Origin of the sequence: Herbidospora daliensis (assembly GCF_001570585.1) — a bacterium.
GTDB classification, from domain to species: Bacteria; Actinomycetota; Actinomycetes; order Streptosporangiales; family Streptosporangiaceae; genus Herbidospora; species Herbidospora daliensis.
Window position 1 is genome coordinate 373,595 of the sequence record NZ_BBXF01000007.1, and the last position, 13,909, is coordinate 387,503.

Consider the following 13,909-nt stretch of genomic DNA (forward strand, 5'->3'; position numbering starts at 1 on the left):
CTAGCGGGGAAGCTGCCGGCCCGGGGCCGCGAGGTGCCAGAACTCGCGGCAGGTGTGCTCACCGTAGGACACCGGGCCGGTGGCGTCGGTCCTGGTGATCGTGACGGCCCAGATGTCCTGCCGCTGCCGCATGGCGGTGCAGGTCATCTGGGCCTGCGCCGTCTTGGTGATCGGACGCCCGCCGCTGACGAACAGCGACAGCCGGAAGCCGTCGGCGTTGTCGGGGTCGTTGCGGACCGTCCCGAAGCGGGTGAGCTGGCTGGTCTGCCACGACAGGCCGGTGAGCTGGGTGGTGAGGCCCGCGGTCGAGCGGGCGCCCGCCTCGAAGAGGGCGGCCATCACGTTGTCCATCGAGTGTGAGGCGACCGCGACGCTGCTCGGCTCCAGCTTGCCGTCGCGCAGCAGGTAGACCGTCGCGACGGCGGCCTTCGGGCTGATCACCGGCGGCGGGCCGCCGTCTTGGACCCCGGTCGGGGTGACCCCGCAGGCGGCGACCAGCAGCAGGAGTGCGAGCTGTCTCCTCATGGGCGCGGTATCCACAACGTGAACTGGGTGCCGGGGTCGGCGAGCTTGACGGTGATCGTGCCGCGGTGGAGTTCGGCGTTGGCCTTGGCGATCGACAGGCCGAGGCCGCTGCCGCCCGAGCGGGCCCGGTTGGCGCCGGTCTTGAAGAAGCGGTCGAAGACGTGCGGCAGGTCCTCGCGGGGGATGCCGGCGCCGTGGTCCCTGACCCGGACCTCCAGGCCGCTGGGCAGCACCTTGGCGGTCACCGTGACCGGGCGTTCGCCGTGCTTGAGCGCGTTGCCGACCAGGTTGGCGACGATCACGTCGAAGCGGCGCGGGTCGAGCTGGTAGGTCAGGCCGTCGGGCACCCGCAGGGTCACCTGGTCGGTCCAGCCGCGGATCTCCAGGCACTCGGTCAGCTCGTCGCCGACGTCGACGGTCTCGCGGCGGAGCACGGCCGCGCCGGAGTCGAAGCGGCTGACCTCGATCAGGTCGTCGACCAGCGAGCGCAGCCGCTCGATCTCGGCGACCACCAGGTGGACCGCCTGGCCCGCGTCGTCGGGCAGGCGTTCGGCCTCGTCGGAGAGCATGTCGGTGACGGCGGTCATGGTGGTCAGCGGGGTGCGCAGCTCGTGGGAGACGTCGGCGACGAACCGCCGTGACATCGCCTCCAGCGTCGAGAGCTCCTGGACGGTCTGTTCCAGCGCCCGCGCCGTCTCGTTGAACGTGGCGGTCAGCTCGGCCAGTTCGTCGCGGCCGTGGACCGGCAGCCGGGTGTCGAGCTTTCCGGCGCCCAGGGCGCGGGCGGCCTCGCCGAGGCGGCGTACCGGAAGGAGGACCTGGCGGGCCGACAGCAGCGCGACGGTGAGCGCGATGACCAGGGTGAGCGAGCCGGCCTGGAGCAGGGCGGCGCGCAGGTTGGCGAGCACCCGGTCGACGTCGGTCATGGAGACGAACACGAAGATCGACATGCCGGTGGAGCGGACCGCGCCGCTGCCGGTCTGGCGTTTGACGTCGGTGCCGACCACGAGGGTCGGCTGGTCGGCGAGGGTCATGGTCCGGTAGGCGATCCGGGTGCGCGCGGCGGCCCGCAGGTCGTCGGGGATGTCGGCCGGGGTGACCTGGGCGCTCTCGGAGAACCTGGGGGGTTCCTGGCCGTACTCGACGATCACCTGGCGGTCGGGGCCGCTGAGGCTGGCGACGAGGTTGCTGAGGTCGTCGTCGGTGACCGAGGCGTCGTTGGGCCACAGCAGGTCGCTGGTGCCGATCGGGAGGGTCAGCCGGTCCATGGTGTCGCGGACGTCGTCGATCGCGCTCGACTCGGCCCGCCGCAGCAGCTCGCCCCTGACGATCTGGTAGCCGATCCCGGCGACCATGAACGAGGCCGTCACCGCCACGACCGTGAAGGTGACGACGAGCCGCTTGCGCAGGCTGCTCACGGGCCGCTGAAGCGGTAGCCGAACCCCCGCACCGTGTGGATGTAGACGGGGTCGCCCGGGGTGGGCTCGATCTTGGCCCGGATGCGCTGCACGCACGCGTCGACGAGCCGCGAGTCGGCCACGTGGGTGTGGTCCCACACCGAGCGCAGCAGGTAGCGGCGGTTGAGCACCTGGCCGGGGTGGCGGACGAGTTCGAGCAGCAGCCGCAGCTCGGTCGGGGTGAGGTGGACCTCGCGGCCCTCCAGGGTGACCTTGAGCGCGCCGCGGTCGATCATCAGCTCGCCGAAGGTGATGCGGTCGGTGGAGGCCGACTCCATGCGGCGCAGGATCGCCCGGATGCGGGCGTCGAGGACGCGGGGCTCGACCGGCTTGACCACGTAGTCGTCGGCGCCGGCCTCCAGGCCGACCACCACGTCGAGGTCGTCGCCGAGCGCGGTCAGCAGGATGATCGGCAGCGAGTCGAGCTTGCGGATGCGGCGGCACACCTCGACGCCGTCGATCCCGGGCAGCATCACGTCGAGGATGACGATCTCGGGTCGCCGCGCGCGGATGTGCTCCAGGGCCTCCTCGCCCGTGCCGAACGCGGTGATCGAGTGACCCTGGCGGGCGAGCGCGAGCTCCAGTCCGGTCCGGACCGAAGGGTCGTCTTCTACGAGGAGGATGCCAGCCATCCGGTCATTATGCGGCCTGCCCGGACCGGAAGAAGCTGGCATAAGGCGACGAAATCGGGTGTGAGCAAAATCACATCAGCGAAGAAAGTGCTTGTTAGACCCCTTTGTCTAAAGAAGTGGTCAAGCGGGTTTCGTGAATCGGTTGCGGACCACCCACCCCCGCACGGCAAGCTCATAGGTCGTGAGTTCTGGTCAGCCTGTCAGGGAACGCCGCCCCGGGGCCCGTCGTGCCCGCCGGTCCGCGTCGCCGACGACACCCCCGCCGCCGCCGTCCCAGCCGAGGCTGTCGGAAGAGCCTCCGCCGCCACCGAAACGGCCCAGGGGGCCGTTGTTCACCACCAAGCGCCTGGTGATCGCCGGCGTCACGGTCGCCGTGATCGCGGGCTTCACCACCTTCCTGGTCCGCACCGCGATCGACAACGCGAACCAGCCGAAGACGCCGATCGACATCCTCGGGTTCAACCCCGACATCATCGGCAACGACCCCCGCATCGACGCGCTCAAGGCCGACGCCGCCTCGGCGATGCAGGAGGAGAAGCTCGCGAGCAGCCGTGAGGGCCGCAAGCCCTTCGGCCCCGACGACAGCGTCGAGATCCCGAAGGAGGCGCCCGGCGGCGGCGGCTTCCTGCCCGCCGACTTCCCGCCCGGCTCCTCGCCCGACCCCGGCTCCAACAAGGCCCTCGGCAAGCAGATGAACGCCGCCATGGGCTGGGAGAGCGAGTGGGGCTGCCTGGAGAAGCTCTGGGACAAGGAGAGCCACTGGAACGAGCGGGCGATGAACCGCTACTCCGGGGCCTACGGCATCCCGCAGTCGCTGCCCGGCAGCAAGATGGCCAGCGCGGGCTCCGACTGGCAGACCAACCCGGCCACCCAGATCAAGTGGGGTCTGGGCTACATCAAGGGCCGTTACGGCTCACCTTGTGGCGCCTGGGGGCACAGCCAGCGGGTGGGCTGGTACTAGGTAAGGAATGGCCATCCTTCGGCAAGGCTGATCAGCGGTTTGGCGCATCCCCCGCACGCTGGGGGGATGCGCCAAGGGCTGAAAGTCTCCGTCGCGGTCCCTGTCGGAAATGCCGGGCCCGCCAGCGACTCGTTCGACGCGTGCGTGCGCTCGTTGCTGGAGCTCCCGCCGGACGAGTACGAAGTGATCTTCGCCGACGACGGGTCGACCGACGGGACCCGTAAGCGCCTCGACGCCCTCGCGGCCACACGGTCGAACGTGCGGGTGCTGCACCTCGACCGCACCGGCGATCCGGCCCGGGGCCGCAACGCCGCGCTGTCGGTGGCGCTGGGCGAGTTCGTGTTCCTGATGAACGCGCACGACCGGCTGGAGCCGGGCGCGCTGCGGCGGCTGTTCGAGCGGGCCAAGGAGACCGAGGCCGACGTGCTGGTCGGGCGGCTGAGCGGCGACGGGCCGGTGGCCGCCGCGTTCACCCGCGACCGCGACCGGGCCGACCTGCTCCGCGACCGGCTGCTCACCGCCGTGACCGCGCACAAGCTGTTCCGGCGCGAGTTCCTGGAGACCCACCAGCTCCGGTTCGCCGACCGGGCGCTGTCGGAGCAGGCGTTCGTGCTGCGGGCCTACCTGTCGGCCAAGGTGATCGCGGTGGCGGCCGGGCACGTGGTCTGCCACGTCGCGCCGCCGGGCGAGCCCGAGCCGGGGGACTGGGACCTCGTCGCCGGGCTGAGCGCGATCATGGACATCGTCGAGGCCCAGACCGAGCCGGGCGCGCAGCGCGACCGCATCGCCGCCCACTTCTTCCGCAGCGTCGCCCTGCGCCGCCTCGGCCCGCCGTTCCTCGGCCTGCCGGCCGAGCGCCAGGAGCTCCTGTACGGCCATCTCAAGGCCATCACCGCCACCAGGTTCCCCGAGACCCTCGACACCCATCTGCCGGTCCACCTGAGGGCCAGGGCGGCGCTGCTGCGTACCGGCGACGTCAAGGGGATCGTCGACCTGGCCGCCGCGGCCCAGGGGACCCGGCTCGACGCCGAGCTGGGGGACCTGCGCTGGGAGGGCCACGTGTTGTCGCTCACCCTGGCCGCCGAGCTGGTCGCCGCCGACGGCACGCCGATGGTGTTCGCGGCCGACGGCGACCGGGTCTGGTGGGTGCCGCCGTCGCGGGTCGACCGGCTCGACCCCGCGCTGCGCGAGATCACCGACGCCGCCGAAGAGGTGCGGATGGAGGTGTACGTCCGCCACTCGGAGACCGGTGAGATGCACTTCCTGCCGGTCACCGGCGAGCTGAAGCGGCTGCCCGTCGACGGCGGCGTGCGGCTGCGCGCCTCCGGCGACGCCCGGTTCGACGTCGCCACCGCCGCCTTCGGCCGCCCGCTCGACCCGGGCGTGTGGGAGGTGCACGTGCGCATGCGCGGCGTGAACCCGGCGCGCACCCGGGTCATGCGCCCCGACCGGGGTTTCACCTCGGCCGGGATGATGGCCGAGTACCCCCGGCGGCTCGTGGTCCCGTGCTGGTCGGACCGGGGCGAGCTGAGCGTCTGCGTCGAGCCCCGCTCGTTCGCCGAGTCGATCGCCCTGGTCTCCCAGGAGGCCACCGTCTCGGCCCACGACGGCGCGGTGTTCGTGTCGGTCCCGGTGCCCTACGTGCCGCCCAACGGCGGCCCGGCGGCCGAGCTGGTGCTGCGCCGGGTCGGCGGCAAGACGGTCGTGGCGCCCGCCCTCATCGAACCGGGCGAGCCGGGCAAGTTCGCCGGCCAGCTCATCGCCAAGCTGCCCGCCGGGCGCGGCGGCCTCACCCGGGGGGTCTGGCGGCCCAAGCTGCGCATGGACGGCAGCCTGGTCGACCTCCGCTTCGCCGTGGAGACCCAGCGCGGCAAGGCGGTCGTGCGGCCCCTGGAGACCCCGCGCCCGCCCACCGGATGGAAGCGCATGACCGACACCCTCAAGCGCCGGTACGGGATGCTCTAACCGAGGTGTTTCCGCAGCGCCTCGCGGAACTCCTCGGGCTTCTCGATGTGCGGGCTGTGGCCGCAGTCGTCGATGACGACCTCGGTGTGGTTCCCGTACGCCTCCAGGAACGCCCTGGTCTGGCCGATCATCGGCTGGGCCGGGGTGCCGGGGGAGCCCGGGATCGCGCCGAGGGCGCCCAGGTGGGCCAGGTCGAACAGCGAGGCGTCCGAGACGATCACGTCGTCGGCGCCGCGCAGCCACAGGATCGGCGGCTTGGGGTCGACGCCGCTCAGGTCGATGCGGAAGTGCGCGGGCGACAGGGTGTTCAGCACGCCCCGGGTGCCGGGCCCGACGCCGGGCCAGTTCTCCGAGGGGGCCGCGTCGCCCGGGTAGTGGTCGTCGCCGATGCGGGTGGTCAGCATCGAGGCCACCCAGCGGTCCTCGCCGGGCACCGGGTTCTTCACGTACGTCGTGCGGAAGACCCGCAGCGGCGTCACCGGGCCGTCGCCGGTGTCGCCGTTGGCCAGGGCCGACACGAAGTCGGGGTTGGCGCCGCCGGCGCCGCTGCCCGCGTGGTCGGCGTGGGTGACCGTGCCCGCGACGTCGTGGGTGCCGCCGAAGCCGTAGGGCGAGACCGGGTTGACCAGCGTCACGCTCGCCACCACCGAGGGCCGGTCCATCAGCGCCTGGAGCACCACGCCGCCGCCCAGGCTCCAGCCGACCAGGTGGACCCGGTCGATCTCCAGCGCGTCGAGCAGCGCCAGCACGTCGTCGCTGTAGTCGCGCACCCCGCGCGAGGCGTCGACCGGCTCGGGGTCGGTGTCGCCGAAGCCGCGCAGGTCGACCGCGAGCGGCCGGTGGGTGGCGGCGAACGCCGTGAGGGTGTCCTCCCAGAAGGCGCCCGACGACACGTTCCCGTGCACGAACAGCACCGCTTCGCCCTCGGCGCCGGGCACCGACCGGACGTTCTGCGTCAACCTCGCGGTGCCGATTCGTTCCATTTTCATGCTCACAACCTAAGGAGTGACGCCCATCACAACCATGGGCGTACCGCACACATCACCGGCCGCCCGGGTGGCGGAAGGCGCTACCGAGCCGTAGCGCGAGCTGGATCTCCAGCGCCCGTTCCGGCTCCTGCCAGTCGTCGCCGAGCAGCCGCCTGATCCGGTCGAGCCGCTGGGTGACCGTGTTGACGTGGATGTGCAGGGCCTCGGCCGTCTTGGTCAGTTGCCCGCCGCACCCGAAGTAGGCGGCCAGAGTCTGGACGAGCTGGGTGCCCTTCTTCTCGTCGTAGTCGCCCACCGCGCCGATCGTGCCCCGCACGAACCCGGCCACGTCGCGGCCCTCGCCGATGACCAGGCCGACGAAGCCGAGCTCGGCCGCGCCCGCGCCGTCGCCCGCCCGGCCGAGCGCCACCAGGGCCGCCGCGCACCGGCGGGCCTCCTCGTAGGCGGCGGCCACGTCGGAACGCGCCTGTGCCGCGCCCGCGGTGGCCGGGCGGCCCAGGCTGGCCGACAGCTCGGCGGCCAGCCGTTTGGCCGTCACGCCCGGTTTGTCGCCCGGGAGCAGCAGCACCACCTCGTCGCCGCGCGCGGTCGCCAGGCCGCCCGTGAGGGCCGCCTCCGACGACGCCCAGAACGCGGCCCGCTCCCGCTGCCCGTCGTGGGCGACGGTCACCAGCACGTGGGGCTCGGCCAGGTCGAGGCCCAGGCGGCGGGCCCGCTCGGGCAGCCCGGCCAGGTCGGGCCGGGCGATCAGGTCGTCGAGCAGCTCGCCGCGCACCCGGCCCTCGGCGTCGGCCACGCTGCGGCGGAACAGCAGCAGCAGCGCGGTCACCAGGGCGGCCCGCTCCAGGATGCGCCGGTCGGTGTCGGCCACCGGTCCGGCGGTGCGCAGCACCAGCGTGCAGAGCGGCGAACTCTCCGAACCGCCCACGTCGACCGAGGCGATCAGGTTCCGGCCGCGCTCCACCGAGCGGCCCAGCGCCCGCGAGGCGCGCGCCGCGTCGGGCACGGCCGGGTCGACGTCGCCCGGATCGCCCACCAGGGGCTCGCCGGCGCCGTCGAGCACGGTCAGCTTGCCGCCGATGACCTCGGTGACCACCGCCGCGACGTCCTCGACGCCGCCGCCCCGCAACACCAGGCCGGTCATCCGGTCGTGGGCGTCGGCGGCCCGCTCGATGGCCGTGGAGTGGTTGCGGATCAGCCGGTTGGCCTCGCTCAGCTCGGTCAGCGCGGCCCGGGTCTCCTCCAGCAGCCGCGCGGTGTCGATGGCGACCGAGGCGTGCGCGGCCAGCGACGACAACAACGCGATCTCCTCCCGCGCGAACGGCCGCGCGCCCCGGTCGGCCGCGAACAGCACGCCGATGACCTGGCCGCCGAGCCGCAGCGGCACGCCCAGGATCGCCACCAGGCCCTCTTCGGTGACGGCGTCGTCGATCGAGGTCGTGTGGCGGAAGCGCTCGTCGGCGAAGTAGTCGGAGGTCGCGTACCCCTCGCCGGTCTGGGCCACCAGGCCGCCGAGGCCGGCGCCGAGAGGGAGGCGTACAGAACGGAACCGGGCGGTGATCACGCCGTCGGTGACCCGCATGTAGGTGTCGCCGTTCTGGGCGTCGTTGAGCGTCAGGTAGGCCACGTCGGTGCCGAGCAGCCCGCGCGCCCGGCGCACGATGGCGGCCAGGACGGCGTCGATGTCACGCAGGCCCGCGAGGTCCTTGGCGGTGTCGAACAGCGCCGACAACTCCGCCTCGCGGCGGGCCCGGCGGCGCATCACGGCCCTGATCCGCAACGCGGCGACCTTCTCGCGCTCCAGCTCCTCCAGCGTGGCCGGGTCGGCTCCCGCCGCCCGCGCCTGGAGCACCGGCCCCTCGAATTCGACGGCCGAGGCCTCCCTGGCCAGCAGTTCCAGGAAGACGTTCATCTATCGCGCGCTCCAGCCTCCGTCGAGCGGAATGGACACCCCCGTGATGAACGATCCCGCAGGGCCGCACAGATAGGCGACCATCTCGGCCACCTCTTCGGGTTCGACCAGCCGCTTGACGGCGGCCGGTTGCAACATGATGCGCTCGACGACCTCCTCGGGCGAGATCCGGTGCGCCTCCGCCTGCGCGGCGATCTGGTTCTCGACGAGCGGGGTGCGCACGTAGGCCGGGCAGACACAGGTCGAGGTGATGCCGTGGGGCGCGCCTTCGAGCGCGATCACCTTCGACAAGCCTTCGAGCGCGTGCTTGGCCGTCACGTAGGCCACCTTGAACGGCGAGGCCCGCAGCCCGTGCACCGACGAGATGTTCACCACCCGCCCGAACCGGTTCTTCTTCATGTACGGCAACGCCGCGCGCACCAGCCGGAAGGGCGCCTCCACCTGCACCGACATCAGACGGGAGAAGACCTCCGGCGGGAACTCCTCGATGGGCGCGACGTGCTGGAACCCGGCGTTGTTGACGATGACGTCGGCGCGGGCGGCGTGCTCCATCAGCGGCCCGTCGTCGAAGACGGCCGGATCGGCCAGGTCGGCCGTGACCGCGACGCCTCCGATCATGGCCGCGGTCTCGGCCGCCTCGGCCTCCCGCAGGTCGGCGACGACCACGTGGGCCCCCGCCGCCGCCAGCCTGATCGCGCACGCCCGTCCGATGCCGCTGCCCGCGCCCGTCACCAGGGCCGTCCGCCCGGCGAGGTCTTCCGTCATGCGACAGGAATCTACGGGGTGGCCTCTCCGCCGCCCATGTGGGGATCCGACATAACGGTCTTTTCCGGTATGTGGCCGGTCATCGGGAGGACGTCGAGGAGCTCGTCCAACTGCTCCTCGGTGAGCGTGCCGTCGGCCACGTGCCCCCGCTGGACGACCACCTCGCGGATGGTCCTGCGCTCCTGGAGGGCCTGCTTGGCGATGCGGGCGGCCTCCTCGTAGCCGACGTACCGGTTCAGCGGGGTGACGATCGAGGGCGACGACTCGGCGTACTCCCGCAGCCGGTCGGCGTTGGCCGTGATCCCCCGTACGCAGCGGTCGGCGAGCAGCCGCGACACGTTCCCGAGCAGCCTGATCGACTCCAGCAGGTTCCGCGCGATCACCGGCATCTGCACGTTCAGCTCGAACGACCCCGACGCCCCCGCCATCGTGATCGTCGCGTCGTTCCCGACGACCTGCGCGGCGACCATCGTCACCGCCTCGGGCACGACCGGGTTGACCTTCCCCGGCATGATCGACGACCCCGGCTGGAGGTCGGGCAGGTTGATCTCGCCCAATCCCGTACGCGGCCCCGACCCCATCCACCGCAGATCGTTGGCGATCTTGTTGAGGGAGACCGCGATCGTCTTCAGCACCCCCGACGCCTCGACGAGCGCGTCCCGCGCCCCCTGGGCCTCGAAGTGGTTCCTGGCCTCGGTGAACGGCAACCCGGTGGCACGCGAGATCTCCGCGATCACCTTCCCGGCCCACTCGCGGTCGGGGGTGTTCACGCCGGTGCCGACGGCCGTGCCGCCCAAGGGGAGCTCGGCCACTCTCGGGAGGGCCGACTGCAGGCGTTCGATGCCGAGCTCGATCTGGGCGGCGTACCCGCCGAACTCCTGGCCGAGGGTGACCGGGGTGGCGTCCATGAGATGGGTGCGGCCCGACTTCACCACCTCGGCGAACTCGACCGACTTCGACTCCAGCGCGGTCGCCAGGTGCTCCAGCGCCGGGGTGAGGTTCCCCGTCAGCTCGATCACGGCCGCGACGTGGATGGACGAGGGGAATACGTCGTTGGACGACTGCGCGGCGTTCACGTGGTCGTTCGGATGCACCGCCCGCCCCAGCCGCTCCTCGGCCAGCGTCGCGATCACCTCGTTGGCGTTCATGTTCGACGAGGTGCCCGAACCGGTCTGGAAGACGTCGACGGGGAAGTGCTCGTCCCACTTGTTCGCCGCCACCTCACCGGCCGCCTCGGCGATCACCGCCGCCATGTCGGGCTCCAGCAGGCCGTAGGAGGCGTTCACCACGGCCGCGGCGGCCTTGACCGTGCCCAGCGCGGAGATGTGCGCCGGCTCCAGCCCCCGTCCCGAGACCGGGAAGTTCTCCACCGCACGCTGCGTCTGCGCCCGCCACTTGGCGAGATCGGGTACCTCGACCTCGCCCATGGAGTCATGCTCGATGCGCGTCATACAACCCAGTCTGTCCCCAGACGGGCGGATGATTCAGTTGGGGTCGCGCTGGAACCGGAACGAGGCGAAAACGGCGTCCCGCTGCTTCTTCGACTTGGCCCACTGCGCCTCGGGAACCGCGTAGTAGATCGCGAACGCCCCCGCGTCGGGCACGTCGACCCACCGCGCCACGACGTGGACCAGGCCGTCCTTGCCCTCGTAGGCGTACTCCCACTCGGCCGTGTCGGCCCCCTTGTAGGGGGAGGTCTCCAGCGGCGCGATCCGGATGAGCTCGTAGCCCTCATAGGGCTGCTTGGCCTCGGCCGCCTCGATCGACTTCAGCAGATCGGTGGTGATCTGAACCTCGGCCACCCGGATGACAGCCCGGCCCTTGGCCGAGAAGGCGACCTGCGTTCCCTTCTCCGTACGAATGAAGCCCGCCGGGATGTCGACGGTGTAGCCGTCGCCCTGCTGGCGCTTGGTCCCCTTGGCCGGGGCGGGGGCCGGAGGCTCCGGCGGGTAGGTGGCCGAAGTGGGACTGGGCGGAATGATCCGCCCCGCGGTCTTGACCGGCGTGGCCGAGTTGGCCCCGAACGCCGAGACGGCGACCACGGCCAGCGCCACGAACGCGACGAACGCCAGCACCAGCAGCAGAACCAGCCTGCCCTTGCCCTTCGGCTTCGCGGCCGGAGGGGGCGGGGTGCGCTGCATCGAGAAGATGTCGGTGCCGAGACCACGCGGGACTGCCTGGGTGACGTTGGGGTCGGGCTCGCCGGGGTGGTGGGGCTGGCCTTGCGGGAAACCGGGCTGGGCCGGGGGCTGCTGTGGCGGCGGGTAACCGCCGACGGGCGGGGGAGCCCACTGCTGCGGGGGCTGCTGGGGGTGCGGCGGCAGGGGGAGGGCGGAAGGGGGAGTGGCGTCGGTGTCGACGTCTAGACGCCGGGCACCGGGGTCGGGCGGGTAGACCCGACGGCCGGGCAGCTGGCCCTGGACGACGGTGACATCGTCGGCGAGACCGGGGGGTTCGGACTTGACTACGACGACGGTCTGGTCATCGGGAGCGGTGGGCCGACGGAAACGAGTGGCATCGGGGTCCTCAAAGTCAGGCGCCCCAGACTGCCCACCTCCGGGACCGCCCATGCCCGAACCACTGGCGCCGGGACCGCCCGCGCCGGGACCACCCATGCCCGGACCGCCCACACCGGGACCACCTACGCCGAAATCATCTGGGCCCGGACCGCTGGAACCTGGGCCGCCCGAACCTGGGCCACCAGGCCCCGGACTTCCGGTGCCCCGGCCGCCTGATCCTGGGCCGCTCGTGCCTGGCCTACCCGTGAACGGGCCGCCAGCACCTGGTCCGCCAGAACCCGGGCCTGGCCCCCACGGACCTGCGGCACCCTGACCTGCGGCACCCGGTCCACCGGAACCCGGACTTGCGGCACCTGGGCCGCCTATTCCTGGCGCACCTGCCTCAGGGCCATCCGCCGGACCGCCCAGGCTGCGACCTGCTGCCTGTGGGCCCCTCGCGCCGGGGCCGCTTGCGCCAGCGGGAAGACCACCGCCGAGCGGGGTGCCCGCATGCGGGGGCTCCCCACCCGAACCAGAGCCGCCAGTCCCAGGCCATGCGCCGACGGAGTCGGGACCTGCTCCAGGTCCGGAAATTTCGGCATTCGCCCCAGGGTGAGCACTTGCTGAATACGAACTACCGGCAGAGCGCTGGTGTTCTGCTGCTGGCCCATGCGCGGAACGGGGGGCGTCGGGAGACCGCGAGCTCACGAAGCCAGATGCCGAAATTTCCGGATCTGCCCAGGTCGGATGAACATCTGCGGCGAAGTCGCTTGAGACTCCGCCTGCTGGTGATGCGCCAGCCCCAGATCCGGAAATTTCGGCATCCGGGACGATCGGGCGGCCGCCTGATTCCGAACCTGGCTGGCCAGAGCCTGGTCCGCTGGAGCCGGGTGCGCTGGAACCTGATGCGCCGGAATGCGGGCCCCTCGCACCAGGGCCGCCAAATGTCGAAATTTCAGGACCGGGGGTGGCCGCGCCGGGTTCCTGTGCCCGTCCGCCCGGTCCCGACGGAGTGGTGCCCGCGTCGCCGGCCCCCGCGCCTGGCCTGACGTTCGTGTTATACGGCACGATTCCGAGATAGCTGCGGCCGGGAACGGGAGCCTCAGGACCGTCGGGTCGGGATGCTCCGGGCTGCCCACCGGTGTCCGGAGCCGCGCCCGCGACCCCCGAGGCAGGGGTGGGTGTCGTGGTCCGGTTCGGGTCCTGCGGGGGTGTCGTGCTGCCGAGTACCGGCCTGGGGGCGCCGAACGGCCGATCCACGCTCGGGTCTCGGCCGCTGTCGCCGTAGGGCGAGACCGCGTCGGGGGCGAAGGCGCCGCCGCTTGGTCTGGGGGCGCCCGCCGCCGGGAACTGGGTCATCGTCGGGGTGTCGGCGACGGCGCGGAGGAGGACGGAGGCGCGTTCGGCGGTGATGCGCTTCGTGTGGTCCTTCTCCAGCATCGCCTCCAGGACCGGGCGCAGCTGGCCGGCGTTCCTGGGCGGGTCGCACACCTCGGTCATCAGCGCCGCGAGCGTCTCGGCGATCGAGCGGCGTTCGTACGCCGGGCGGGCCTCCACCGCGAAGTAGAGGGTCGCGCCCAGGGACCACAGGTCGGACTCCGGGCCCGTGTAGTCGCCACGGGCCCGTTCGGGGGCCGTGTAGCCGGGGGAGCCGATCACCATTCCGGTCTGGGTCAGGGCCGAGTCGCCGCGGGACTTCGCGATGCCGAAGTCGGTCAAAACCACTCGCCCCGAGTGGGTGATCAGCACGTTGCTCGGCTTGACGTCGCGGTGCAGGATGTCGGACGCGTGGGCGGCGCGCAGCGCGCCCAGCAGGTCGGCGCCGATCTCGGCGACCAGGCGGGGTGGGAGGGGGCCGTCTTCGTCCACGACCTGTTCGAGGGAGCGGCCCTCGACGAGTTCCATGATGATCCACGGCACGCCGCCGACCTCTATGGCGTCGAAGATCGTCGCGACGGAGGGGTGGTGGACCCGGGCGGCGGCGCGGCCTTCGCGGATCATGCGTTCGCGGAGTTCGGTGCGCTGGTCCTGGGTCAGCCCGGGATCCTGGCGGATCTCCTTGACCGCCACGTCACGCCCCAGCGTCCGGTCGACGGCACGCCAGACGGTGCCCATCGTGCCGCGCCCGAGGGGAGATATCAGTTCGTAGCGCTCCGCCAGCAGCCTGCTCTGCATGACTAGAAAGATAGCGTCCTAGGCCTTGAG

At 72.0% G+C, this 13,909-nt stretch carries 10 protein-coding genes and 1 pseudogene; 2 read left to right on the forward strand and 9 right to left on the reverse strand.

Annotated features, from left to right (window positions below):
* Genes AW274_RS32490 through AW274_RS32500 form a run of 3 tightly spaced genes read right to left on the reverse strand, consistent with a single transcriptional unit; the run spans window position 1 to window position 2,614 of the window.
* Window positions 1-525 (reverse strand): hypothetical protein, encoded by a 525-nt coding sequence (locus AW274_RS32490; protein WP_062440517.1) that lies wholly within the window; start codon window positions 523-525, stop codon window positions 1-3.
* Window positions 522-1,943 carry an ATP-binding protein gene (locus AW274_RS32495; RefSeq protein WP_062440520.1) on the reverse strand — a complete coding sequence of 474 codons (1,422 nt, stop codon included), beginning with the start codon at window positions 1,941-1,943 and terminating at the stop codon, window positions 522-524. The genes AW274_RS32490 and AW274_RS32495 overlap by 4 nt, the downstream gene beginning before the upstream one ends.
* Window positions 1,940-2,614, reverse strand: coding sequence for a response regulator (locus AW274_RS32500; RefSeq protein ID WP_062440524.1), 675 nt, complete (start codon window positions 2,612-2,614; stop codon window positions 1,940-1,942). The genes AW274_RS32495 and AW274_RS32500 overlap by 4 nt, the downstream gene beginning before the upstream one ends.
* Before the next feature lie 328 nt (window positions 2,615-2,942).
* On the opposite strand from AW274_RS32500, the gene AW274_RS32505 reads away from it, so the two are divergent.
* Both AW274_RS32505 and AW274_RS32510 read left to right on the forward strand, forming a co-directional pair.
* Entirely contained in the window at window positions 2,943-3,575 is a 633-nt protein-coding gene (locus AW274_RS32505; RefSeq protein WP_232320582.1) for an aggregation-promoting factor C-terminal-like domain-containing protein, read from the forward strand.
* Window positions 3,576-3,641: 66 nt separating this feature from the next.
* Window positions 3,642-5,540, forward strand: coding sequence for a glycosyltransferase family 2 protein (locus AW274_RS32510; RefSeq protein WP_062440531.1), 1,899 nt, complete (start codon window positions 3,642-3,644; stop codon window positions 5,538-5,540).
* Here the strand turns inward: AW274_RS32510 and AW274_RS32515 are convergent.
* From AW274_RS32515 to AW274_RS43065, 6 genes and pseudogenes are all read right to left on the reverse strand, one after another.
* Entirely contained in the window at window positions 5,537-6,529 is a 993-nt protein-coding gene (locus tag AW274_RS32515; RefSeq protein ID WP_062440534.1) for an alpha/beta fold hydrolase, read from the reverse strand. The genes AW274_RS32510 and AW274_RS32515 overlap by 4 nt on opposite strands.
* A 52-nt stretch (window positions 6,530-6,581) precedes the next feature.
* A complete protein-coding gene (locus AW274_RS32520; protein ID WP_062440538.1) occupies window positions 6,582-8,441 on the reverse strand; it encodes a helix-turn-helix domain-containing protein in 1,860 nt (619 codons plus the stop codon).
* Window positions 8,442-9,206 carry a 3-hydroxybutyrate dehydrogenase gene (locus tag AW274_RS32525; protein ID WP_062440541.1) on the reverse strand — a complete coding sequence of 255 codons (765 nt, stop codon included), beginning with the start codon at window positions 9,204-9,206 and terminating at the stop codon, window positions 8,442-8,444.
* Window positions 9,207-9,217: 11 nt separating this feature from the next.
* Window positions 9,218-10,657, reverse strand: a complete 1,440-nt coding sequence (locus AW274_RS32530; protein WP_083975171.1) for a class II fumarate hydratase — start codon at window positions 10,655-10,657, stop codon at window positions 9,218-9,220.
* A gap of 33 nt (window positions 10,658-10,690) precedes the next feature.
* Window positions 10,691-11,776 (reverse strand): serine/threonine kinase C-terminal domain-containing protein, encoded by a 1,086-nt coding sequence (locus tag AW274_RS42325; RefSeq protein WP_232320583.1) that lies wholly within the window; start codon window positions 11,774-11,776, stop codon window positions 10,691-10,693.
* Window positions 11,777-13,159: 1,383 nt separating this feature from the next.
* Window positions 13,160-13,879: pseudogene (locus AW274_RS43065) on the reverse strand (serine/threonine-protein kinase); the annotation flags it as partial.
* Between the last annotated feature and the right edge of the window lie 30 nt (window positions 13,880-13,909).